The following is a 24,614-nucleotide window of genomic DNA, read 5'->3' as shown; positions in this document are numbered from 1 at the left end:
AGGCTTGGGCTGTGCAATCTGCGCGGTCCCTCGCAAGGGGCGGGCCGATATGGCAAACCGCAAGCGCGACAGTCGCCTTTTTGCGCGGCGGCTCATCACGCAGTCGGCGGAGCGAACCCGCTGTGAGCAACAATAACAACGCCGCAAGTTGGGCAAGCAAAGCTGATGATCTCGCTCGCCTATCTCAGCTCCGCCACCCGTCTTATGGACCCTGAGGCGCTAGGGACGCTGATCGATCATTCCGCGCGCAACAATCAGGCGCGCGGCATCGCCGGTCTGCTGTGCCACTATGACGGCAGCTTCCTGCAGTTCCTTGAAGGCGAGGAGGACAAGGTCGACGCCCTCTTTGCGCTCATCTCAAAGGACAGGCGCCACGGTGGTCTGATCGTGATGCACCGCCAGGAGGTCTCGGCCAGGGCCTTCCCAGACTGGTCGATGGCGCTGGTGTCCAGCGCCGAGGTCGGCCCGGCTCATCAGGCCTTTTGTCGAAATCTGCGTCACCTCAAGATCGATCAAGGCGCCGAGAACCACGCGGTGCTGACCAAGGTATTGGCCAGTTTCAGCATGTGGTTGCGATAGAAGGGCGCACGGCTGGGACGAGACGTAAGATCGCCGGCGCATGATCGCGCCGCTGGCTCATCCCTTGCGAGTTCTTCCACCCGCGCCCCTGACGACGCCTGACGGAAAGACCCGCCGCACGCATCAATCCTTCAAAACCCCGCGTCACGACGGGGAGGGAGGCTTCATGCGGATTGTGGTTTGGGCGCTTGGACTGGCGCTGATCGGCGGGGCGGCCGGGGCCGAGCCCCAGGCCCAAGATTGCCTGGCGCCATACACCGTCCAAAGAATGGGCGCAGGCCCCATCATCACGCCCGCCATGCTGGGCGCTAAGGGCGGCAACATCAACGGCCCCTCCTTGATCCGCGCGCCTAAGTGGCTGACCAACGCGCCCGGAAAGTACCTGCTCTACTTCGCCCACCACGAGGGCGAGCATATCCGCCTGGCCTATGCCGACGCCCTGACGGGCCCCTGGAAAATCTATGGGCCAGGGATGATCCACACCAAGGATCTGAGCTGGAACACCGACCATGTCGCCTCGCCCGACATCATCGTCGATGACGAGCGCCGCCAGATCCGGCTCTATTTTCACACCCGCCCGCTTCCCGCCGACCTTGCGGCCGATGTCCCCGGCTACAAGGCCAGCCTGGCGGGACGCAAACAGACCTCGCACGTGGCCATCTCCACGGACGGCCTGAACTTTACGGTCCAGCCCGAGCCCCTGGGGCCAAGCTATTTTCGGGTCTGGCGGTGGGGCGACGCCTACTACGCCTTGCCCCGCGCGGCCTCGCCCTTGCTGCGCTCGCAGGACGGCCTGACCAACTTCATCGCCGCCGAGAAGGGGCCCTTCGATCACAACGTGGTCTTCAAGGCGATCCGCCATGTGGCGGTGATGACCGATGGCGACAAGCTTTCGGTCTTCTACTCGCGCCTGGGCGACGCGCCTGAACAGATATTTCTCTCCACCGTGCAGATGACCGCCGACTGGCGCGCCTGGAAGGCGTCCGAACCGATGTTTCTGCTCGCGCCGGAGACGAAGGCCGAGGGGGCGGACCTGCCGCTGACCCCTTCGCGCAACGGCAAGATCACCTTTGCTGAGAACGCCCTGCGAGACCCGGCGATCTTCCGCGAGGACGGTCGCACCTACCTGCTCTACGCCGTCCAGGGCGAGCTTGGCGTCTCCATCGCCGAGCTCGAGCCATCGAGCTCGGCCCGCCCCTGACCGGCGTGAGACCCCGCGGCTCTGGCTTCCCCGGACCGCGCAACTCTCCGGCGCCGGACACGCGCGTGTCCGGCGCCGGGTTCTCTTTGCCCTGACGCATACGAAAATGTCGCGGGTCGTGACGGAAGCGGCCTGGCCGTGCATCACTTCAAGAGGGGAGGTGCGCCTTGACCGATAACAGACGAAGGATCGTCGAGTGGGTGGCGGCCGAAGTGCTGCCGCACGAGGCCGTGGTGAGAGCCTGGCTTCGAGGCGCCTTCAGCGACGCCGCCGAGATCGATGACGTCATGCAAGAAGCCTATTGCCGCCTTTCCATGCTCAGCGATGTCGACCACATCACCAATCCGCGCGCCTATCTCTTCCAGACCGCGCGCAATGTGGTGCTCGAGCAGCTCCGGCGCGCCCGTATCGTGCGTATCGACGCCCTGACCGAGTTGGAGACGGCCAATGTCATGGATGACGAGCCCTCGCCCGAACGCATCGTCGCCGGTCGCGGCGAGCTGGCCCGCGTCAAGGCCCTGATCGCCGACCTGCCCAGTCGCTGCCGCACCATCATCGAGTTGCGCAAGATCGACGGCCTGTCGCAACGCGATATCGCCCAAAGGCTTGGCGTCAGCGAAAACGTCGTCGAAAACGACGCCAAGCGCGGCCTGCGTCACATCCTCGAGGCCATGGCCCAAGACCAGGCCCGACCCGACCATCGGCGCAAGCCCAACCGTAACGAGCGCACCGCCCATGAACGCTATCGATAAGGAGGCCGTCGATTGGGTGGTGCGGCGTGATCGCGGTCCATGGACCGAGGCCGATCAAGCCGACCTTGACCTGTGGCTGCAAGGCGACCGCCGCCGTCAGGGCGCGTTTCTGCGCGCCGAGGCCGGGTGGGCCAAGCTCGACCGGGCCAGCGTTCTGGCCGCCGACAGCGCCGCTGCGCGCGCGCTCTCGCCGAGCCTTTCTCGCCGCGGCCTGCTGACCTTTGGCGGGGCCGCGGCGGCCGCCGCGGCGGCCGCCGCAGTGGCCGTCGTCGCCGGCGTGACCGCGCTGCAGCCGCAGCCAAGCCGTTACGGGACCGCTGTGGGCGAGGTTCGCCAGGTGCCGCTCAACGACGGCTCGCGCATCGTCATCAATACCGAAAGCCAGGTCAGCGTGGACCTGTCGGGTCGCAAGCGAAGCCTTCGCCTGGAAAGCGGCGAGGCCTGGTTCGAAGTGGCCAAGGATCCCGATCGCCCCTTCACCGTGGCCAGCGGCCCCGCTGAAGTCACCGCGGTCGGCACCGCCTTTTCCGTACGCCGCCGAGATGGCGGCGCCGAGGTGCTGGTCACCGAAGGGGTGGTGTCGGTCGCGCCCAAGGGCCTCTTTGGCGGACAGGCGACCAAGATCGCGGCCGGCCAGCGCGTCTTCATCGATGCGCGCGGCCGCGCCGGCAAGCCAGTCTACGCCGTGGCCGATATCGACCGGGCGCTGGCATGGCGTTCGGGCCAGATCATCCTCGACGGCGACACCCTGGGCGAGGCGGTGCGCGAATTTAACCGCTACAACGCGCGCAAGATCGTGCTCGCCGATCCGAGCCTGGCCGATGAGCGTCTGGTGGGGTGGTTTCGAACCTACGAGCCCGAAAGCTTCGCCGTGGCCGCCGCGGGCATGCTGGGTCTGCAGGTCGTCGCCCAGCCCAATGAGATTTTGCTGCAGCCTGCGACAATTCGCAGAAACATGAGCACCTAGCCGACGGAAGCTTCCCCCCAGATCATCAACCCTAGGAACGCCCGAAAGAGGCGCTCAGGGAACAAACAGGATCTGGGGGAATATATGCCGTTTTCGGTGTCGGGTTCGCTGCGGCGGACGCTTATGTTGACCGTGGCCGCCGTTGCGGTCTCAGGTCCGGCCCTGGCGCAAAGCCAGACTTTCGATGTTCCGGCCCAGCCCGCCCAGAGCGGCATCCCCGCCTTCGCAAAGCAGGCCAACGTCCAGATTCTCACCTCAGAGGCGTCGGTCCGCGGCCGCAGCGTCAATGCGGTCAAGGGCTCCTATTCCCTGAACGAGGGACTGGCGCGCCTGCTGGCCGGCACCAACCTCACCGTCGTCTCCAACGATGGCCGCACCGTCACCCTGGCGCCCGCCGCCGTGCGCTCCAGCCAAGTGGCCGCCATGCGGCCTGTGGCCATGGTGCAGGCCGCGCCGCCAGCGCCCGCGCCCGCGGCGCCGGCTGAGGCCGAACCCGCCGAGGAAAATCTCGTCGAGGAAGTGGTCATCACCGGATTTCGCGGCAGCCTGAACGCGGCGATCGACGCCAAGCGCTCCAGCGCGGCGGCCGTCGACGCCATCAAGGCCGAAGACATCGCCGACTTCCCCGACAACAACCTGGCCGAATCCATCCAGCGCGTTCCGGGCGTCTCCATCGCCCGCGACGGCGGCGAGGGCCGTCAGATCACCGTGCGCGGTCTTAGCCCTCAGTTCACCCGCGTGCGGGTCAACGGCATGGAAGGCCAAAGCACCGTCGGCGGCACCGACAGTTCGGGCGGCAACAACCGCACCCGCTCGTTCGATTTCAACGTCTTCGCCTCCGAACTCTTCAACAGCATCACCGTGCGCAAAACCCCCTCGGCCGAAGTCGAGGAAGGCTCGCTTGGCGCGACGGTCGATCTGCAGACCTCGCGTCCCTTCGACTACAAGGGCTTTACGGTCGCCGCCTCAGCCCAGGCTGGCTACAATGACCTGTCGCGCACGATCAGCCCCAGGTTCGCAGGCCTGATCAGCGACCGCTTCTTCGATGACCGCGTGGGCCTTCTGCTCTCTGTCGCCTACAGCGATCGCGACTTCCTCGAAGAGGGCTTTGGCACGGTCGGCTACGATCAATCGACCGTCAACGGCGGCTTTTGCGCGCCGGCCAGCGCCACCTTGACCACCCCTTGCGGGCCGGGCCTGCCGCGCACCTCCGATCCTGCCGCCTACGCCCTGGTCAACAGCGCCAACGTCCATCACCCGCGCATTCCGCGCTACGGACGCTTTGAGCATGAGCAGGAGCGGCTGGGTCTGACCGCCTCGCTGCAATGGAAGCCCACCGACCGCACGCAGCTGAGCCTGGATGCTCTGAGCTCGACCTTCGAAGCTAGCCGCGAGCAGGCCTTCTTGAGCGCCTTCTCGTTCAGCCGTCCAGCCTCCGCCAATGGCAAGCCCCAGACCTCGATCAGGGCCGCCGAGGTGTCGGCTGACGGCGACTTAGTCTACGGCGTCTTCGACGGCGTCGATATGCGCGCCGAAGCCCGCTACGACGAGTTCACCTCCACCTATCGCCAGCTGACCCTGAGCGGCGAGCATGAGTTCTCCGACCGGTTCAAGGTCAAGGCCATGGTCGGCACGTCGCGCTCCAAGCTCGACAATCCGATCCAGACCATCATCTCCCTCGATCGCCCCAACGTCAGCGGCTACACGATCGATTTTCGCCAGGATGATCGGCGACCGTCGATCAATGTCGGCTTTGATCCGACCCGGCCCGAGAACTTCGTCTTCGCCCTCCCGGGCGGAGCCTTCGTAGGCTCCGAAATCCGGCTTCGCCCGCAGACCGTCGAGAACCGTTTCGACAGCGCCGCTTTCGACGCCCAGTTCGTTCTCAACGACGCCCTGACCCTCAAGGCCGGGGTGGCCATCAAGGACTTCACGTTCGAGTCCGACGCCCTGGCCCGCGAGTCCGAAATCTCCATTCCGACCTTGCCCGCTGGCGTGACCCTGGCGGACCTGACCAAGACTGTCAGCGGCATCGGCCGCAATATGAACATTCCGGCCGGCACGCCCACCAGCTGGGTGACCGCCGACTTCGACAAGTTCGCCGAGGTCTTCGGAATCTACAGCAACACCGGCATGTTCGCCTTGACCGGGGTGACCAACGCCGCGGCCCGCGGCAACATCCGCGCCGTGGGCGAAAAGACGACCGGCTTCTACGTGCAGGCCGATTTCAACACCAACGCCCTGCCGCTGCCCGTGCGCGGTGATATCGGGGTGCGCTACGTCAAGACCGAGCAGACCTCCAACGGTTACCAGCTAGTGGGCGCAGCCCCGATCCTGGTGACCGCCGAGCGCGAGTACGACGACGTCTTGCCGGCCCTAAACCTGGTCGCTGATCTGCGCGAGGATCTGCTTTTGCGCTTTGGCGCTTCGAAGGTCATCTCGCGGCCAAACCTTCCCGACCTCACGCCGGGCGGCAACGTCATCTTGACGGGCGTGCCAGGCGTCAGCGCCGGCAATCCTTTGCTCGATCCCATCCGCGCCAAGACCTACGACATGGCGCTCGAATGGTACTTCGAGCGTGGCGCCCTGGTCTCGCTTGGCCTGTTCTACAAGGACATCGACACCTACATCCAAACCCTGCGCGAGACGCGCCCATTCAACACCGCCGGCCTGCCCGACAGCGTGCTGGCCGGAACGTCCCTGCAGCCGACCGATCTCTTCATCTTCACTCAGCCGGTCAACACCAAGGGCGGCCCCCTCAAGGGTCTGGAGTTCAGCTACCAGCAGCCCTTCACCTTCCTGCCCGAGGTGTTCCCGTTCTTGCCACACTGGTCCAAGAACCTGGGCGGGATTTTCAACTACACGATGGTCAAATCCCAGATCGAATACTTCGTCACCGCCGGCTCGGCGGCGACTGTCACCAATGATCTGGTCGGCCTGTCGCGCAACGCCTTCAACGCGACCCTTTATTACGAAGACAGCAAGTTCAGCGCGCGTGTCTCGGGCGCCTATCGTGACCGCTACTACGCCGCCATCCCCGGCGGGCAGACCGGCAACGACGCCGATGGCGTCAACTCCACCTTCAATGTGGACGTCGCCGTCTCCTACAGCCTGTCGCCGAGGATCAAGCTGTCCTTCGAAGGCCTGAACCTGACCGACGAGTTCAACGATCAGTTCCAGGACACCGCGCGCAACAGCCCGCTGTTCTTCAGCCACACCGGTCGCCAGTACAACGTCGGCGTCCAGTACAAGTTCTGACGTCCAAAGGCGGCGCCGCCAGGATATCCCATGACCCAATTTCCCATGACCTGGTGGCGTACCCTGGCCTTTTGCGCCGTGCTTGCGCCCGCCGCAGCGGGCGCTCAGGACGGCCTGTTGTTCAGGGCCTCGGGCGACGCCGGCTTTGTCGCCGACCGCGCCCTGGGCGATCCGATCCCCAACTTCCAGGAGAAGATGAGCCTGTCCCCCGCCGGCCGATCAGGCTCGGCCATGGCGCGCGCCGACGACGGGGCGGTGGCCTGGAACGCGCCAGGCAATATCTATGGCCAGCGCGGCACGGTCGCCTTCTTCTGGCGCGCGGGCCAGCCCCTGACCACGGCGCCGTTCGTGATCTTCCGCGCCAGCTTTGCGGCGCACACCAGCTTTGACATGACCTTTGCGCGCATCGACTGGAGCGGCGAGGGGATCGAGGCCTTCATCACCGACGCCAATCTGGCGCGCACCAAGGTCGCCTTCAAAGCCCCGGCGCTTCCCTCGGCCGACGCCTGGACCCACATCGCCCTCGGCTGGGACGAGACGCACGGCGTGCGCCTTTTCATCAATGGCGTGGAAGCGGCGCGAACCACACAAAGTCTCGACCTCGACACCGGGCTTGACCAGTTCGGCTTCGCCGGCCGGATGATCTCGCCCCACCAGGTTCACAGCCGCTACAACTTCTCGCGCGGCAGCGATGTCGATGAGGTGCGCGTCTATGATCATCTGCTCTCGGAGGATGACGCCAAGGCGCTCGCCGATCTGAGAGAGCCGGCCGCGCTCATGGCCGGCCAGGCCGCCGGCGAGCGGCAAGCCTGGCTGCACAGGTTTGGGTGGGATCGAGCGACGCCGCCCTTGCTGACCGCGCCCAGCACCCGTGTGCGCAAGGTGGAGTTCTCGGACGCCAAGGATCTGAAAGCGTGGATGTGGAAGGGCGTCGACGGCGTGCCGGAAACCACCTGGCCAGGCGTCTACAACCGCTCTCGCCTGCCCGGCCGTGACGAGCGCATCGTGCTGCCCGACTGGAACGTCTATGTGGATGGCGGCAAGGCCTATGACCTGACCGTGCCCGCCGGCGAGAGTTTCAATCAGCTGGAAATTCGCGGCGCGGCCCATGGCGCCCTGACCTGGACAGACCCTTCGGGCGTGACGCGCCCGCTCCTGCGCCGATCGGCCGGAGCCGTGCGCACCGTCGACCAGTTTGCTCGCCTCACCGGCGGTCGGCTGCGCTTTGCCAACGACGCCCAGGAAACGCCTATCCAGGAAGTGTGGGCCTATGACGTCGCGCCAGGCCGCGCGCCCGAGGACCGCCCGCTGCTGCGCTATGTCGTGCGCTCCCAAGAGGCGCCGTCCAGCGACGCCTTGAGCGCCCTGCAGCGCCACATCCAAGCACGTTTTCCCGCCGACGAGCGCGCCACCGTCGTGGCCTTGCCGACCCAGGCGGCCAAGGGACCCTTGCGAGCCAAGCAGAGCGGGGCTGCGTCGGCGCCGCTGGCCCATATCCTCATCCCCTCGCGCTTTGACGCCTCGCCCGCCGCCCAGCCCGTGACCCGCTCTTGGAACTATGGCTGGCAAAACATGCATTCGGGCCTGGACGGTGTGGTTGTTGATATCCCCGCCCTGAACATCAAGCCTGACAAGAACGGCCTGGCCGCCCTCAACATCCGCATCAAAGATCCCATCTGGCCGGGACGCGACCTCATCGATCTTTCGGTCTCGGTGCGGCCGGGCGAGGCGCGAAGCCTTTGGCTTGATCTTCGCGACCGCATCCTCACCGACGACAGTCTGTGGCTGACCATCGCCTCCAGCGCGCCCGACTTCAGCGCCGACTCCATCGACGGGCTTGGGATCAGCCTGGTCTTCAAGGACCGTCAGATCGCCAAGGTCGAGCACGTCGCCGACCGCTTTAACCAGGTCAAGGACAACTGGGCCTTCCTGGTGGAGGCGCGTCCCGCCACCGTGCGTGCCGATCTCTACCGTCGGCTCTACACCGACATCTCCGACCTGCTGCGCGTGGACCCCGACCACGAACAGGGCCGCCTCTACTGGCAGGAAATCGGTTATGCGACCCAGGACTGGCCCCCGTTCGAGCAGCCCAAGCCGCGAGGCTCAACGCCGCTTTGGGCGTTTCGGCAGCTGGAAGACTTAAAGCTGGTCGGCCGATTTGTGGACTGGTGGATCGATGAGCGTCAGGTCGCCTACGGCGACTTTGGCGGCGGCATCTCCGACGACACCGACCTGATGTCTCAGTGGCCCGGCTTGGCCCTGATGGGCTACAAGCCCGACAAGATCCGCACCTCCCTCAACGCCCTGGCCGACGCGGTCTACAAGAACGGCATGATGTCGGGCGGTCTGGGCGTGGTGGCCACCGATGAGCTGCACGCCTATGAGGAAGGGCTGAACTCCGATGCTGCGGCCCTCTATCTGAACTGGGGCGACCCGCTGCGGCTGGAGCGCCTGATGGCGACCACCAAGGCGCTGCAATCGATCGTCACCCCCAACGCCCAGGGTCACCTGCACTTCAACAGCAATTGGTATGGCGCCGCCCACGCCTATCGCGAGCCTCCGTGGGATTGGCAAAAGCTCTATTCCTTCACGGTCATGCACGCGCCGATCCTGATGGGGATCTACAACGCAAACCCCCTGGCCCGAGGCCTGGTGACCGGGGCCATGGACGGCGTCTTGGCGCACGGCAAACAGGACGACGCCGGCGTCTGGAGCTTTCCCAACGAGATCAGCTGGAGCACCGACGCCGCGCGCGTGGGCGACACCGGCGGCATGCCCGCCTACATGCAATCGGCTTGGGCGAGTTGGCGCTGGACCGGTGAGGATCGCTATCTGCGCCCAATCTTGGGTCGTGCGGCCAAGGCGGGCGCCGGCTCCATCGCCGACCTCAACGAAAACCTGATCGACGCCCTGGGCCGGCGCGGCGACTGGGGAGCCGCCCTTACCGCCCAGGCGCCCAGGGGCGATCCCTTCGCCCAATACGCCGCTTGGCTGACCACTGGCGACAAGCGCTGGCTGGAGACCCTTCACGCCAAGGCTATCCAGGACAAATCCCAGCGCATGTACATGCTCACCGAGGGCCACTGGTGGACCGACCGGGTCGAGCAGCCCAGTGAAATCTTGCAGCGCGAGCGCCTGGGCGGCGTGGCTCTCAAACGCAACTGGACCTATCCTGGCCACGCAGTCAGCTGGCGTTTCGACCAGACCGACGGCGCCCAAAACGTCGCCCTGCTGGTGACCGCCCAGGCGCCCGACCGGTTCAAGATCACCGCCCACAACATCAGCGACCGGAGCCAGGCGGCGCGCATGACCGCCTGGGCGATAGCACCCGGCCGCTACAGACTGAAAGCCGCCCTCGACACAGATGGCGATGACCGCCCCGATGGTCCCGTCCGTCAGACCGAGGTGGTACTTGAGCGATCGGCCTCGACAGACTTGGTCTTCGAACCGGGCGTGACGACCTTGCTCGATTTCGAGCTGGTCGAACCTGCGCCCCCCGCCGAGTCTCGCGCCGATCTTGGCGTGGGCGCAGGCGACGTCAGGCGCGTTGCGGGCGGGATCGAGGTCACCGTCCATAGCCTGGGCGCGGTCCAGGCCAAGGGCGGCGTGATCCGGCTGCACGACGCCTCTGGGACGCTCCTGGTGCAGGCGGCGATCCCCACCTTGGACGCGCCTGTCGATCTTGCGCCCAAGACCTGGAGCGTAAAGCTCAAGGTCGGGCCCAAGGCCGATCTTGCCGGCGCGCAGATCAAGCTGTCGCTGGGCCAGGGTGAGCCGGAGACGACCTTGATGAACAACCAGGTGATCTTGCCATGATCGCGAAGGTACCCGCCCGCGCCCTCTTTGCGGCCCTATGTCTGGGCGCAGCTTTGGTCTTTGGAGCCGATGCGCGCGCCCAATCCGCAACGCGGCCCAACATCGTGATGATCGTTTCGGACGATCACGGCCGTGACGACATCGGCGCCTATGGCTCGCGCACGGTCAGGACGCCCCATATCGACGCCTTGGCCCGCGAGGGTCTGCGTTTCGACAACGCCTTTGCGGCCACCTCCAGCTGCAGTCCCAGCCGGGCGACCATCCTGACAGGCCGCATGAACCACAACACCGGCATGTACGGGCTCGAGCACGAGGAAAGCCACTTCTCCACCTTCGACGACGTGCAGAGCCTGCCCGTTCGCCTCAAGACGGCCGGGTACCGCACCGCCCGGGTCGGCAAGTTCCACGTGGCGCCCCAGGCGGTCTTCGCCTTTGATGAAGTGCTCTCCCAAGGCCAGGCCAACCAGACCGTCTCCTTGGCGCGAAGCCCCGCCCAGATGGTGGAAAAGGCCCAAGCCTTCGTCAGCGAGCGCTCAAACGCGCCGTTCTTTCTCTATTTCGCCACCGACGATCCGCATCGGGCCTTCCCCTTTTCCATCGGCGATCAACCCAACAGCTTTGGCAATCGCGCCGATGGCTATCCGGGCGTGACCGAGCAGACCTACGACCCTTCCAAGGTCAGCGTGCCCGCCTTCTTGCCCGATACGCCGGCCGTGCGTGACGAGCTTGCCCAGTACTATCAGTCGATCAGCCGCCTGGACCAAGGCGTGGGCCGTCTGGTCGCTCTGCTCAAGCATACGGGTCATTACGACAACACCATCATCGTCTACCTGACCGACAACGGCATCGCCTTTCCGGGCGCCAAGACCACGCTCTATGACCCGGGTGTGCGCGCGCCCCTGATCATGCGCTTGCCCCATGGCGCCCAAGCCGGCCGCGCCACCGACGCCATGGTCTCCTTGGCCGACCTGACGCCCACCTTGCTGGACCTGGCGGGCGTCGCGCCAGGCCGGGCCATGGATGGCCGCAGCTTTGTTTCGGTGCTGAAGGACCCGGCCGCCCCGGGCTGGGACGAGGTCTTTGGAAGCCACACCTTCCACGAAGTGCAGATGTACTATCCGATGCGCTCGATCCGAACGCGCCGCTGGAAGCTGATCTACAACATCAATCCCGAGCTGACCTTCCCCTTCGCCGAAGACCTGCTCTACGCGTCCAGCTGGATGCAAAACACCAAGTCGGGCGCGACGAGCTTTGGACAAAGATCGGTCGACGCGTTTTTGCATCGGCCTCGGTTTGAGCTCTACGACCTGCAAAGCGATCCCGGCGAAATCCGCAACCTGGCTGACGATCCCGCGCACGGGGCGGTGTTGGCCGATCTGATCACCCGTCTCAAAGCCTTCCAGACCCGCACGCGCGACCCTTGGCTGCGCAAGTGGGACTTCCAATAGGCTTTAGCGGGGACGGATAAGTGGCGATGCGCTGGCCCTGGTCACCTTCGCCCCGCCGCAAAGGCGGGGCCGCAATGAAGCTGATCCCGGCGGGGCGTTTCGCCATGGGATCTGACGACCACTATCTGGATGAGCGCCCCGTTCGCCTCGTGGACATCGACGCCTTTTGGATCGACGAAGTTCCGGTCACCAACAGCCAGTTCGCCGCGTTCGTCGAGGCCACCGGCTACGTCACCTACGCCGAGATCGCGCCCAGGGTCGAAGACTATCCTGGCATGGACCCGGCCCTGGCGGTGGCGGGGTCGCTGGTGTTCACCCCGCCCAACCATCCGGTCGCCACGAGCGACGCGGCGCAATGGTGGTCATACGCGCCCGACGCCTGCTGGCGACGGCCTTGGGGCGCCTCCAGCGACCTTGCAGGTCTGGAAGATCACCCCGTCGCCCACGTGGTGGCGCGCGACGCCGAGGCCTATGCCCAATGGGCGGGCAAGCGATTGCCGACGGAAGCTGAGTGGGAGCGCGCCGCCCGCGGCGGCCTTGAAGGCAAAACCTTTGCCTGGGGCGACCAGCTGGAGCCGGGCGGGCGGCCGCAAGCCAAAATCTGGGCCGGCGTTTTTCCCTGGCGCAATGACGCGCCCGCCGGCCTGCAGCGCACAAGCCCCGTGCGCGCCTACCCCGCCAACGGCTTTGGCCTCTACGACATGATCGGCAATGTCTGGGAATGGACCGCCGACACCTACCTTGCAGGCGAGGCGGTCAAACCGGCCTGCTGTTCGGCTGGCAAGAGCCAGACTCTGGGCGCGCAGCTGAGCATCGACCCCCTCGCGCCGTCACATACGTCGCGCCGGGTGGCCAAGGGCGGCTCGCACCTTTGCGCGCCAAACTGGTGCCAACGCTATCGACCGGCCGCCCGTTGGGGTCAGCCGGTCGATACATCGACCTCTCATATGGGCTTTCGCTGCGCGGCCAGCGCATGAGGGCGGCCGTTTGAGCAGACCATCACGCTTCACCCTGCCGCCAATTGGAGACTTTGCATGATCCGTCCGATGCTGCTCGCGGCGAGTTTGCTGCTGATGGCCGCGCCGGCGCCCAGTGACGCCGCCGATTTGAAGCGCTCGATCTTTGGCAAGACCATTGATGGGCGCGACGTGGAAGCCATCACCCTGACCAATCCCAGCGGGATGAGCGCGACCATCCTGACCTACGGCGCCACCCTGCAGGCCCTGATGGTCCCAGACCCGGCCGGCAAGCTGGCCGACGTGGTGCTGGGCTATGACGACGTCGCCGGATACGAAAAGAGCGCCAACTATTTTGGCGCATCGGTCGGGCGATACGCCAACCGCATCGCCAAGGGCCGGTTCGAGCTTGACGGCCGATCCTACCAACTGGCCCTCAACGATAACGGGGCTGCAAGCCTCCACGGCGGCCAGGCGGGCTTCGACAAGAAAATCTGGTCCGTCGCTCGGGTGACTGAGGGCCCTTCGGCGTCCGTAGAGATGACTTATGTCAGCCCCGATGGCGAGGAAGGTTATCCAGGAACGCTCACCACCACGGTGACCTACACCCTCGATGACCAAAACGGTCTGGCCATCGACTATCGCGCGACAAGCGATCGTCCAACCATCGTCAATCTCACCCACCACGCACTCTTCAACATGGCGGGCCATAGCGCTGCGCAAAGCGCGTTGGACAATGTCCTGCAGCTGGCGGCCAGCCGCTATCTGCCTGTTGACGAACACCTGATCCCAACGGGCGCCCTAAGCCCAGTCGAGGGCGGCGTGTTTGATTTTCTCGCGCCCACGGTCATCGGCGCGCGCGTTCGCGATGGCGCGGAACCGCAACTGGTCGTCGGGCGGGGCTACGACCACAGCTTTGTCCTTGATGGCGCCGCTGGAGCGCTGCGCCTGGCCGCTCGCCTGAGCGATCCGTCTTCGGGCCGCACCCTGGAGTTCTGGAGCGACCAGCCGGGCCTGCAACTCTATTCAGGCAACTTCATCGACGGCACGACCGTGGGCAAGCAGGGCCATGTCTACCGACAAGGCGACGGGGTGGCGCTGGAGCCGCAGCGATTTCCCGATGCGCCGAACCAAAAGCATCTGGGCTCGGCGGTGCTGCGACCGGGGCAAGTCTATTCCAACAGCATCCTGTTGCGCGCCTCGCCTATGAGCCGATCGCGCGAATAGGCATTGGCGGTGTAGCGAAAGGTTGATCGCCGCCGCCAGCCAGATCGCCGCTAGGTCGCCAGCGTGGCTAGGGCCTTTGCGGCGCCGGTCTATAGCCCGCATCGGCTATCTCGGCCAAGCATAAGCCTGTGGTCGACCTGAATCTGACAATCGACAACTTAGAATGTGTCCAATTCCTATAAGTCGTGTAGCCGACGACGGGAGCGACCTATTCATGCTACAATCGCTTATGTTCGAAATTACCGAGGCGACCTACTACACATTTCTTGGCGTGCGGGACGATGGGTCAGTGCCTGTCGTCGACTTGCTCGAATGTGTCAACGACGCGGAGGCCTTGGCCCAGCTTCAAGTTTGGATTTACGACCACGCCACCTGTGCGACGGCCGAGTTGTGGCGCGGGGGTACTTTAGTCGATGTCGTTAGAGCGCCGGCGCTGGGCATAGATCGCAAGGCCAGCTAGCGATCTTCCCAAAACACCCGCGCTATTTCTCCCTGGAGCCGCCAGGACTTGAACCGTGGCCCTCTCCCACGACGCTTCGCCGGACAAGGGCGCGCACATCGTCCGAGAAGGCCGCAGCGGTGTCGCCCAGATAAAGCATGTGCCCCGACGGGTAGTCGCGGAAGGTGACGCGGTCGGCGGGCAAGTTGGCCGCGGCCAGACTGCGACGGGCGGCGGCCGGGGTGGTCACCAGATCATAGTTTCCCGAGGCGACGAGGACCTGCAGGTGCTGATTGCGGCGCATGGCCGTGGCCAGATCGACCGCGAAGCTTTGACCGACAGGGACCTGGGCGCGGCTCCATTTCCATTTGGACAGCAGGTCGCGCCACACGATCGCGCCATAGGGGCGGCTCATCGACACCTTCAGGTCGTCGCGCAGCATCTGATGGAAGGCGGCGACAAAACCCGGAACATAGCGACCCATGGCCGGATCGTCCGCCACGGGCTCGTTTCCTGAACCGGCGGTGGGCAGGGTGTAGCGGCCGTCATAGAGGCCCACGCTCAGGCCCTGGTCGGCCAGCAGTTGTCTGGCGAACTGCCCGGTCGCCAGCTTGAGATCACGATCATAGGCTTCGGTCGGCAGACCTGTGTAACCGCTGATGCGCTCGACGATCGCCTGGCGTTCTGCTGACCCAAGCGTGCCCGCGCCATTGCGGCGCAGGGCGTCCTCGAACTGCGCAGCGGCGAAGCGGTCGACTTCCGCCTGGAAGACAGGCAGCGACTTATCTTGGTGCTTTGTGCGGCCATGGGCCCAGGCGACGGCGGCCTGGGCGGTCAGGTCGTTGGCCGCCGAGGCGATCGCGGCGTCGGGCTTGGGCGGGCCGTCACGGCTGTCGAGGGTGGTGCCCAAAAGGATGATCCCATTGACGGTGATGCCGCGCATGACGCCCAGATAGGTGGGGCCGCCCATCAGGGCGCGGGGCAACAAGGCCGCGCGCACGCTGCCGTAGCTTTCGCCCATCAGGAACTTGGGCGAGGTCCAGCGACCATTGGCGCTCAGCCAAAGCTCAATGAACTGGGCCACCGAGTCGGCGTCCTGATCGACGCCCCAAAAGTCCTCGGCCTTGCCTGACCCCACGGCCCGGCTAAAGCCGGTGCCCACAGGATCGATGAACACCAGGTCGGCCACATCGAGCAGGCTGTCTGGATTGTCAGCTACGCCAAAGGGCGGCACGTTGCTGGGATTGACCTCGCGGTCCAGGACGACCCGGCGCGGACCCACCACCCCCATATGCAGCCAAAGCGACGCCGAACCCGGCCCGCCGTTGAACACGAACATCACCGGGCGATTGGGATCGCGCGGGCCGTCCTTGACGTAGGCGAAGCTGAAGATGCTGCCTGTCGGCTCGCCAGACAGGGTCGTCAGATAGGTCTCGCCGGCGGTGGTGGTGTAGTCGATCTTGCGGCCCCGGATCGTCGTGCGGTGCTTGGTGACGAAGGAAACGGGCGGGGCGGGCGCGGCGACCACGGGGCGATCGTTGTTTGCCGACACCGCCAGCTCGATGGGCGGGCTCGCCTGGGCCAAGGCCGAACCGCTGGCCAAGATCAGTGCGGCGGCGCCAAGAACAAGACGCTTCATGCGGGTGGGGCCTTTGGCAGCACGGCCAACAGCCGGTCGATGTCATTCATGTCGTTGAATACCGAGATCGAGACCCGAAAGCGGTTTTGCGCCACGGTCAGGCGCAGGCCGCCCTTGGCCAGGAGATCGCGCAGCTTGCCGCGCGCGTCCTTGAGGGCGAAGGCCACCAAAGGCGTCTTGCTGTCCAGGGGCGTGAGCGGCTTGTAACCGCGCCGGCGAAGTTCGGTCTTTACGGCGTCGACCATGGGCTGCCGCCAGGCCTGGATGCGCTCCACCCCAAGCGATTGAATCCACGGCAAGGTGTGGTCCAACTGCACGACGCCTGTCCATGAGGTGGTGCCCATGGCCAAGAGGCCCGTCGCATCGGGGCGGGCGGCGTAGTCGGCGACGCTGTCGCCCGGCGCATCATAAGGAAAGACGTGGCTCTGGAAGCGGCCGATCTGGTGATAGCCCCACCATGGCCTCTGGATTTTGGGCCGCACGTCCTCGCGCACGTAGACAAAGCCCAGGCCAAAGTCGCCCATCAGCCATTTGTAGGAAGACGTGGCGGCGAAATCGACGCCGGCGGCTCTCAGATCGACGGGCACGGCCCCCGCGGCGTGCGCCAGGTCCACATAAACGTAAGCGCCCTGGGCATGGGCGATTTCGCACACGCGCTTGAGATCATGCTGGAAGCCGTTGGTGGTGGAGACCGCGCTGATCGACACAAGGCGCGTGCCCGGCGTCACCGCCGCGGCCATCTGATCCAGGTCGATGCGGCCCTCGCGGGTCATCCTCAGGGTGACCACGTCGACGCCCAAACGCTTGAGCTCGCCATAGGTGTAGAAGGAGCCAAAGAAGTGGAGCGCGTCGGTGACGATGCGCCCGCGCTCGGCCGGATAGCCCAAGGCCTGTAGGATGAGGTTCTCGCCCATGGTGGTGGACTGCACCAGGCTAAGCTCGCCAGGCGAAGCGCCTACCAGGGCGCCAAACGCCGCCAGTACGTTTTGCTCCTTGGCGTTCATGTCCAGTTCGGGGGCGTCGGGGGCGCGGGTCTTGTAGCGCAGATACCCCTCCAGCGCGGCGCGCGCGCCAAGCGGCATGGGGTGGGTCGAGCCGCTATCGAGATAGACGTAAGGCATGGCCGCGAAGGCCGACCGCACGGGAAGGGCGAGCGATGCTGCGGGCGCCGGGGCCGCGCTTGCGGCCTGGGCGGCCGCAGGCGCGGCGGCGGCGGCGATCAGGGCGCGGCGGGTGAACGTCATCGAGCCTCCTACGAGAACGCCAGCCTAGCGGCGGCCCCCCAGATTGTCCTTTCGTTGAGACGTGCGCCCGCAGCGATCAGCGAATGAATTATGCGCCTGCTCAAGGTTTGGCGCATGCATGAGGCGCCCTATCGGCCCTAGCGGAACTGGCGGGCCTTCAAGGGGACCGCCGTGGTGCTCTTGGATTCAGCCAAGGTGACGATGGATCGCACGTCCACCACCCCGGGCAGCTTCAAGAGGACGGCGAAGACGAAGTCCTGGTACCAGACCACATCGGGCGCGAGGATTTTCATCATCGCGTCCATCTCCCCAAACACGGTCCAGCACTCGAGGATTTCGGGGATGTTCTCAACCTGCCGATAGAAGTCGGCCCGCTCCTTCTCGGTCAGGGTCGTCATCTTCACCTGGGCGAAGATCTGCATGGTGAAGCCCAGCTTGCGCGGGTCGACGATGGCCACCACCGAGGTGATGTAGCCGTCCTCGCGCAGGCGCTGAATCCGTCGCCAGCAAGGCGACTGCGACAGGCCCACGCGCTCGGCCAGGTCCGCCGTCGAAATCGACGCGTCCCGCTGCATGAGGGTCAAGATCTTCAGGTCGATGGCGTCGAGTTTGGCTGACATAGCTTATGTTCGTTTTCTATCCAGTGCGCATAACGGATGCGCAAACCGCCCCCGTCAAGCAGGACAAAGACAAGAAAATCCTTCGCCGCGGATTACGATCTCAATGGCGTCGTGACGAGCGTTCCTTGATCGCCGCGCATGCAGTGTTGAGAGGGGGCGGCCGTTGACAGTCTCGAATGCGTGGGAGCGCAGCGCCGCGTCCGCGCTTGAGGAGGGCTATTCGCGATGGGTGCGCACAGCGCTCGCCCGCCGTGCTGAGACGCCCGAAGCGATCGTTCTTTTTGACTCCACCATCCCCGAGCCCACCGAGCTCTTGGCGGGCGTGATCGCTCGCGCCTTTTCGGGCCAGATCACCGACCGCTACGAAAGCGTGTTCTCCTCGGGCAATCGCTTTGTGGCCAAGGCCGTCGCCGATCGATGCGGGGTCTCGCCAGACCAGGTGATCGGCGCCGCCGGCGCCACCAGCGCCATGGCCATGGCCATCCGCGCCTTTGTTCGCCCCGGCGAGCGGGTGCTCGTGGAGACGCCCGGATTTGATCTTCTGGCGAGCCTGGCGCGCGAAGCCGGCGCCGTGGTCGACTGGCTGCCGCGCCGGGCGCCCGACTTCCAGGTTGATCCCGACGAACTGGACGCCGCGATCGGCCCTGACACCCGGCTGGTCGTGCTCACCCAGGTCCACAATCCTTCCGGGGCGGCCCTGACGCCCCAGGCTTTGGACAAGATCGCCAAGGTGGCGCGCGACGCCTCCGTGCCGGTCCTGATCGACGCGGTCTATGCCGATTTCTTAGGGGAGGCGGGCGTCATCGCACCCGACCCCCAGTTCATCATCGCCGGCAGCCTTTCCAAGGTGCATGGCCTGTTTGCTCTTCGCTGCGGCTGGCTGACCGCGTCCCAAGCCAGCATCGCCCGCATCGAGGCGGCCAATCCGCAAGGCGATCTGGCGGTCTCCAAGCTCACCCATGCGATCGGCGCCCTGGTCCTTGAGGACCTAGCCCCGTTCGACGCGCACTGGCGCGCCTCTTTGAGCGCGACCCGAGCGGTCGTGGAGCCTCGTGTCAGCGCCATGATCGAGGCGGGACTGCTCGAAGGCGAACTGCCGCCGCATGGCTGCATGTACTTTCCTCGGGTGAGGGGCGTCCAAGACACCCTGGCGCTGGCCGAGCGGCTCTGGGCGCAGCATCGGCTGATCGTCGCGCCCGGCGAACATTTTGGCCTGGCCGGCCACATCCGGCTCGGGTTCGGCGGGGAGCCAGATCTGCTCGAGCGTGGTCTGGTCGCACTGGAGGCGGCGCTCCGCCACACGCCGTAGGCGGCGCATAGGTCATGCGCGCAGGCCGTATACGCTGCATGACCAATTTGCGACGGACCGGTGGATGTGTGGAGAACGCAAAGAATATCTGGGGTCTCCCGACTAACCTAATCCCTAGGCCAATCCAGGGACATGGAAGCCGGGGGTACGTCGCGAGATCTGAAGCTTTTGGGGGATAAAAGCATGAAGTTCCTTTCGTCACGCAGGCGTCTGTTCGCCTCGACAATGATGGCCAGCGCAGGCTTGATCTCGGCGTTCGCCGTGCAGCCCGCCTACGCTCAGGCGGCCGACGAGAACGCGGTCGAAGAGATCATCGTCACCGGCTCGCGCATTCGTCGCGCCGAGACCACGACCGCAGCGCCGGTCGCGGTGATCGACCAGCAGTCGATCGAAGATCGCGGCTTCATCCAGATCGGCCAAGCGCTCAACGAGCTGACCTCCAACATGCCCCAGTTCGCCATGGCCGCGGGCAGCGGCTCGGCGGCGGGCACGGGTCAGCAGTTTCCCAACCTCTTTGGCCTTGGCGCCGGACGCACCTTGACCCTGGTCAATGGTCGCCGCTTCGTCACCTCGTCCTCGGGTCTGGGCGACCGAGTGGTCGACACCAACATCATCCCGACCGGCCTCATCGAGCGCGTCGAAGTGGCTCAAGCCGGCGGCGCGGCCGTCTATGGTTCGGATGCGATCTCGGGCGTGGTCAACTACGTCCTGCGAGACGATTTCGACGGCCTGGAGGTCGATCTCCAATACGGCATCTCTTCGCGCAACGACTACGAGACGCCCAGCGTGCGCGTCACGGGCGGGCGCAACTTCGCCGACGACCGCGCCAATGTCGCGTTCAACCTCGAATGGTCCAAGACCGATCCGCTGTTTGACTATGATCGGCCGCGCTCGAACCTTGGCCGCGTGACGATCTCCAACCCGGCCAACACGTCGAACGCCGACGGCATCCCGGCGGTCGTGGGCAACCTGAACACGCGCTTTGTCAGCTTCAACGCCAACGGCGTGCTGTTCAATCCAGGACCGCCCTTCGCCAGCTCCATCTATCGCGTCAATGGCGTGCCGCAACAGTTCAACGCCGCCGGCACGGGTCTGATCGCCTATGATATCGGCGCCCTGCTGAACCCGACCGTGCCGCCCTTCACCAGCGGCGGCGACGGCAATCCCTATCAGGAGTTGGCGGCTCTTTACGCCGGCGTCGAGCGTTGGACCGCCACGGGCGTGGGCAGCTACGAGCTGACCGACCGCATCAAGCTTTCGGGCGAACTGCTGATCGCGCGGGTCGAGGGGACCGACCCCTACGGCAACCAGGCCAGCAACACCGTGCTCAACAACGCCGCCAGCGGCGCTGGGGCTATCAGCATCTCGCGGACCAACCCCTACCTGTCCCCGGCGGTCACCGCAGTGCTTGGCCCGGCAGGCGCGCCGCTCACCCTGTCCAAGTTCTGGACCGACCTTTTGCCCACCCGCGAGGTCGTTACGCGCACCGATACGGTGCGTGCCGCGCTCTCGCTCGACGGCGACTTCGACTATGCCGGCCGCGAGTTCTACTGGAGCCTGTCGTTCAGCCACGCCGAAACATCGGGCGAGCGCACCGGCTACAGCGTCTACACCTCGCGCTTCAACAACGCGGTCAACGCCGTGCGCAACACCCAAGGCCAGATCGTCTGTGCGATCAACGCCGACGCCACGACCGCCAATGACGACGCCAACTGCGCGCCAATCAATCCGTTCGGGGTGGGCAATGTGTCGCCGCAGGCGCGCGCCTATGCCACCATCCGCAGCGGCGAGGAGTACCTGAACACCCAGGATGATTTCCTTGCGACCCTGGGCGGTGATCTCTTCAACCTGCCGGCCGGCGCGGTGAAGTTCAGCGCCGCTTACGAACATCGGGCCGAGAACGCAAAGTTCGTTCCGCTCATCGCCAACCAGCAGGGCCTGATCGGCTCGCAGGTGCGCACCGCCGCCACCAGCGGCAAGTACAACACCGATGAGCTTTCGGGCGAACTGTTGGTTCCCGTGCTGGGCGGCGACTTCACCTTGCCGTTCGCCCGCGCTGTCGAGTTCAACGGCGCCTTCCGACACGTGGACAACTCGCTGGCCGGCAAGGAGAACATCTGGGGCGTGGGCGGCCGCTGGGAAATCTTCGAGGGCTTGAGCGCTCGCGTATCGCGCAGCCGCAACTTCCGCGCGCCGACTCTGGATCAGCAGTTCGCGCCGCAGCGCACGGCCCTGGGCTCGATCGCCCAAGACCCCTGCGACGCCGACCGTATCGCCATCGGTCCGGCTCCGGCGGTCCGCCTGGCCAACTGCCGAGCGCTGTTTGCGGCCAATCCCGGATACGGCCCCCTGGCCACCTTTCAGGACGCGTCGGAGAACTTCTCGAACGCCAACATCACCACCGGCGGCAACCCGAACCTGCGCAACGAAATCTCCAAGACCTGGACCTTCGGCGTCGTCTTCCAGCCGACCTTCGTGCCGGGCCTGAGCATCGTCGCCGATCGGATCGAAGTGGACCTGAAGGATGGTCTGTCGGCGTTCACGCCGCAGAGCTTCCTGGCCACCTGCTATGACAGCGTCGACCAGCCCGAAGACATCTGCGGCACGTTCACGCGCGACGCGCAGGGCAACGTCGTCACCGCCCTGTCGACCACCTTCAACGCCGGCAAGATCACGTTCCGCGGCGAGGTCTACAACATCAACTATAGCTTCCCGATCGGCCGCTACTTCGACGATCGCGATCTGGGCGAAGTTGAGCTGAACCTTGAAGCCACGCGCATCGAGAAATTCGAGATCTCGGTGACAGGGGTGGATCGCACGCGCATCGACAATACGTCCAACACGCCGGACTTTGGTCCGTCGCCAGATCTGTCGGCCAAGTTCGACGCACGCTATCGCAAGGGGCCCTTCCGCTTCACCTACACGGCCAACTACCTGTCGCCGGTGAAGTTCACGGCCACCTCGACGATCGAGAACGTGCCCACGCCCAACATCAAGGAAAACCTGCGTCACAACGTGGCCGCCGCCTATACTTTCGGCGAGTACACGGTCGGAGCCGGCGTCACCAACCTGACCGACGAGGAGCCGTCCTTCCCCACGCGCACCTATGGCGACATCCTTGGCCGGCGCTACTTCGTCGCGCTGAAGGCGCGCTTCTAGGCTGTTAGCGTCCAAGCGCGAGCTTGGGCCGTGTTTCAGGCTGGCGGCGTTCCAAGACGAACGCCGCCAGTCGCTTGTAAGAAGGGCTTGGATGAATGGGCGCGACCATCGCGGGCCTTAGGGTTCTGGATGCGGCGGCCGTGCGCGCGGCCCTGACCTATGAGGCCGCCATCCCCCTGGTGCGCCAGGCCATGATCGCCCTCTCAAATGGTCGCGTGCGCCAGGAGCTGCGCTCCTTCATCGGCCTTGGCCCTGGCCGCACCTTCGCCATCATGCCCGCCGCCCTGGACGAACAGGCCGTCTTCGGCGCCAAACTCGTCAGCGTGTTTGGCGACGGCCAGGGCCGCAAGGCCCACGAGGGCCTGGTGGTCCTGTTCAATGGCGACGACGGCGCTCCGGTCTGCCTGGCCGACGCCGGCGAGGTCACCGCGATCCGCACCGCCGCCGCCAGCGCCGCGGCCACCGACGCCCTGGCGCGGCCGGGGGCCACGCGCCTAAGCGTGCTGGGCGCCGGACGCCAGGCGCGCGCCCACATCGACGCCATCGCCAGGGTGCGCCCTCTAAGTTCGGTGACCCTGTGGGGCCGCAACTTTGATCGGGCTGCCGCCCTGGCCGCGACCACGACCTTGGAGACTGGCGTGGCTTGCGTGGCGCGCGCCGATGCGCGCCGGGCGGTCGAGGAGGCTGACATCATCTGCACCACGACCGCAGCGGTCGATCCGATCTTGCAAGGCGACTGGGTGGCCCCCGGCGCCCACGTGAACCTCGTAGGCTCCAGCGGACCGGGCCAAGCCGAAGCCGACTCCGTCCTGGTGGCCAAGGGCCGGCTTGTGGTTGATCACCGCCCGCACGTTCTGGCCCATGGCGGAGAGTTCCTGCGCGCCAAGGCGGCGGGCCTCGTCGATGACGACGTCATCGCCGCCGAGATCGGCCAAGTGTTCGCCAACCCTGCGCTTGGCCGCACCGGGGACGACCAGATCACCGTCTATAAGTCGCTGGGCCACGCGGCTCAGGACCTGGCGTGCGTGGCTTGGCTTTGGGGCAGGGCGGGCTGATGCGGGTCATCGATCGTGACGAGGTCTCGCGGCGGCTCACCTTTGAGGTCTGCATCCCGCTGGTCAGGGACGCCATGATCGCCCTGTCGGCCGGCCAGACGCGCCAACTGCTGCGATCGATCATTCCGCTGGGCGAGGGCCGGATGTTTGGCGTCATGCCTGGCGCCCTGGGCGAGCAGGCCGTCTTCGGCGCCAAACTCGTCAGTGTCTTTCCCGAAAACTTCGCCAAAGGTCTTCAGTCGCACCAGGGCGTGGTGGTGCTCTTTGACGGGACAAGCGGCGCGCCGGTCTGCGTAGCCCATGCCGGTGAGATCACCGCCATTCGCACTGCCGCTGCCAGCGCTGTCGCCACCGACGCCCTGGCTCGACCTGATGCTGGCCGCCTGGCCATTCTCGGTTATGGCGAGCAGGCCGCCGCGCACGCCCGCGCCATCGCCAATGTGCGCTCTTTGCAGTCGATCGCCCTCTGGGGGCGCTCAGGCGAGCGGGCGGCCAGCTTGGCTCGCCGGCTGAGCGACGAGCTCGAAGTTCCGACCATCGCCGCCCCAACGCCAAAGGCCGCCGTGGAGGCCGCCGACATCATCTGCACGGTCAGCGCCGCTTCAGAACCCATCCTGGAGGGCGCGTGGCTGGCGCCAGGGACGCACGTCAATCTGGTGGGCTCCAGCTACGCAGGACCCAGCGAGGCCGACCACGAGGTGGTGCGACGCGCCCGCTTTATCGCCGACAGCCGCCAGGGCGTGCTCGCCCAAGGCGCCGAGTTCCTGCGCGCCAAGGCCGCGGGCTTGGTCGACGACGCCCATGTGGTCGGCGAGATCGGCCAGGTTCTGGCTGGCGTGATCGCCGGGCGTCAAAGCGCCGAGCAGATCACGGTCTACAAGTCCCTGGGCCACATCGTCCAAGACCTCGCCGCCGCCCAGGCGCTCTACATGGGGAAGGCTTGAA

The 24,614-nt window shown here is 65.8% G+C and carries 16 protein-coding genes; 13 read left to right on the top strand and 3 right to left on the bottom strand.

Annotation, left to right across the window (positions count from 1 at the left end):
* The first annotated feature begins 165 nt into the window (after positions 1–165).
* The 9 genes from O5K31_RS16410 to O5K31_RS16370 all read left to right on the top strand — a co-directional run bounded on the left by O5K31_RS16410 (position 166) and on the right by O5K31_RS16370 (position 14,204).
* The gene (locus tag O5K31_RS16410) at positions 166–579 is read left to right on the top strand and encodes a BLUF domain-containing protein (RefSeq protein WP_269714824.1); all 414 of its coding nucleotides are present in this window, start codon (positions 166–168) and stop codon (positions 577–579) included.
* Positions 580–745: 166 nt separating this feature from the next.
* On the top strand, positions 746–1,780 hold the full coding sequence (locus O5K31_RS16405; protein ID WP_269714823.1) for a hypothetical protein: 1,035 nt from the start codon (positions 746–748) through the stop codon (positions 1,778–1,780).
* A gap of 167 nt (positions 1,781–1,947) precedes the next feature.
* Entirely contained in the window at positions 1,948–2,532 is a 585-nt protein-coding gene (locus O5K31_RS16400) for an RNA polymerase sigma factor (protein ID WP_269714822.1), read from the top strand.
* Positions 2,516–3,499 carry a FecR family protein gene (locus O5K31_RS16395; protein WP_269714821.1) on the top strand — a complete coding sequence of 328 codons (984 nt, stop codon included), beginning with the start codon at positions 2,516–2,518 and terminating at the stop codon, positions 3,497–3,499. The genes O5K31_RS16400 and O5K31_RS16395 overlap by 17 nt, the downstream gene beginning before the upstream one ends.
* A gap of 84 nt (positions 3,500–3,583) precedes the next feature.
* Entirely contained in the window at positions 3,584–6,757 is a 3,174-nt protein-coding gene (locus tag O5K31_RS16390) for a TonB-dependent receptor (protein ID WP_269714820.1), read from the top strand.
* A gap of 30 nt (positions 6,758–6,787) precedes the next feature.
* Positions 6,788–10,573: a LamG-like jellyroll fold domain-containing protein gene (locus O5K31_RS16385; RefSeq protein WP_269714819.1), complete on the top strand. Its 3,786-nt coding sequence runs from the start codon at positions 6,788–6,790 to the stop codon at positions 10,571–10,573.
* Positions 10,570–12,021 carry a sulfatase family protein gene (locus O5K31_RS16380; protein ID WP_269714818.1) on the top strand — a complete coding sequence of 484 codons (1,452 nt, stop codon included), beginning with the start codon at positions 10,570–10,572 and terminating at the stop codon, positions 12,019–12,021. The genes O5K31_RS16385 and O5K31_RS16380 overlap by 4 nt, the downstream gene beginning before the upstream one ends.
* Before the next feature lie 74 nt (positions 12,022–12,095).
* Positions 12,096–12,998, top strand: a complete 903-nt coding sequence (locus tag O5K31_RS16375; protein ID WP_269714817.1) for a formylglycine-generating enzyme family protein — start codon at positions 12,096–12,098, stop codon at positions 12,996–12,998.
* Between the two features lie 57 nt (positions 12,999–13,055).
* Complete coding sequence (locus tag O5K31_RS16370) at positions 13,056–14,204, top strand: aldose epimerase family protein (RefSeq protein ID WP_269714816.1); 1,149 nt, start codon at positions 13,056–13,058, stop codon at positions 14,202–14,204.
* 482 nt (positions 14,205–14,686) lie between these two features.
* On the opposite strand, the gene O5K31_RS16365 is transcribed toward O5K31_RS16370, so the two are convergent.
* The 3 genes from O5K31_RS16365 to O5K31_RS16355 all read right to left on the bottom strand — a co-directional run bounded on the left by O5K31_RS16365 (position 14,687) and on the right by O5K31_RS16355 (position 18,146).
* Positions 14,687–16,282, bottom strand: coding sequence for a S10 family peptidase (locus tag O5K31_RS16365; protein ID WP_269714815.1), 1,596 nt, complete (start codon positions 16,280–16,282; stop codon positions 14,687–14,689).
* Positions 16,279–17,526 (bottom strand): aminotransferase class V-fold PLP-dependent enzyme, encoded by a 1,248-nt coding sequence (locus O5K31_RS16360; protein ID WP_269714814.1) that lies wholly within the window; start codon positions 17,524–17,526, stop codon positions 16,279–16,281. Before O5K31_RS16360 ends, O5K31_RS16365 begins: the two co-directional genes overlap by 4 nt.
* 137 nt (positions 17,527–17,663) lie before the next feature.
* The gene (locus tag O5K31_RS16355) at positions 17,664–18,146 is read right to left on the bottom strand and encodes an Lrp/AsnC family transcriptional regulator (RefSeq protein WP_269714813.1); all 483 of its coding nucleotides are present in this window, start codon (positions 18,144–18,146) and stop codon (positions 17,664–17,666) included.
* Positions 18,147–18,309: 163 nt separating this feature from the next.
* On the opposite strand from O5K31_RS16355, the gene O5K31_RS16350 reads away from it, so the two are divergent.
* The 4 genes from O5K31_RS16350 to O5K31_RS16335 all read left to right on the top strand — a co-directional run bounded on the left by O5K31_RS16350 (position 18,310) and on the right by O5K31_RS16335 (position 24,613).
* Positions 18,310–19,455, top strand: a complete 1,146-nt coding sequence (locus O5K31_RS16350; protein WP_269714812.1) for a pyridoxal phosphate-dependent aminotransferase — start codon at positions 18,310–18,312, stop codon at positions 19,453–19,455.
* A 183-nt stretch (positions 19,456–19,638) separates the two neighbouring features.
* Positions 19,639–22,614 carry a TonB-dependent receptor domain-containing protein gene (locus O5K31_RS16345; RefSeq protein WP_269714811.1) on the top strand — a complete coding sequence of 992 codons (2,976 nt, stop codon included), beginning with the start codon at positions 19,639–19,641 and terminating at the stop codon, positions 22,612–22,614.
* A 95-nt stretch (positions 22,615–22,709) separates the two neighbouring features.
* Positions 22,710–23,669 carry an ornithine cyclodeaminase family protein gene (locus O5K31_RS16340; RefSeq protein ID WP_269714810.1) on the top strand — a complete coding sequence of 320 codons (960 nt, stop codon included), beginning with the start codon at positions 22,710–22,712 and terminating at the stop codon, positions 23,667–23,669.
* Positions 23,669–24,613 carry an ornithine cyclodeaminase family protein gene (locus O5K31_RS16335; protein ID WP_269714809.1) on the top strand — a complete coding sequence of 315 codons (945 nt, stop codon included), beginning with the start codon at positions 23,669–23,671 and terminating at the stop codon, positions 24,611–24,613. Before O5K31_RS16340 ends, O5K31_RS16335 begins: the two co-directional genes overlap by 1 nt.
* The last annotated feature ends 1 nt before the right edge of the window (position 24,614 follow it).

Source organism: Caulobacter sp. NIBR2454, from assembly GCF_027474405.1.
Taxonomy (GTDB): Bacteria; Pseudomonadota; Alphaproteobacteria; order Caulobacterales; family Caulobacteraceae; genus Caulobacter.
The sequence above is the reverse complement of the archived record's forward strand: the minus strand, read 5'-3'. Positions and strand labels throughout refer to the sequence as shown.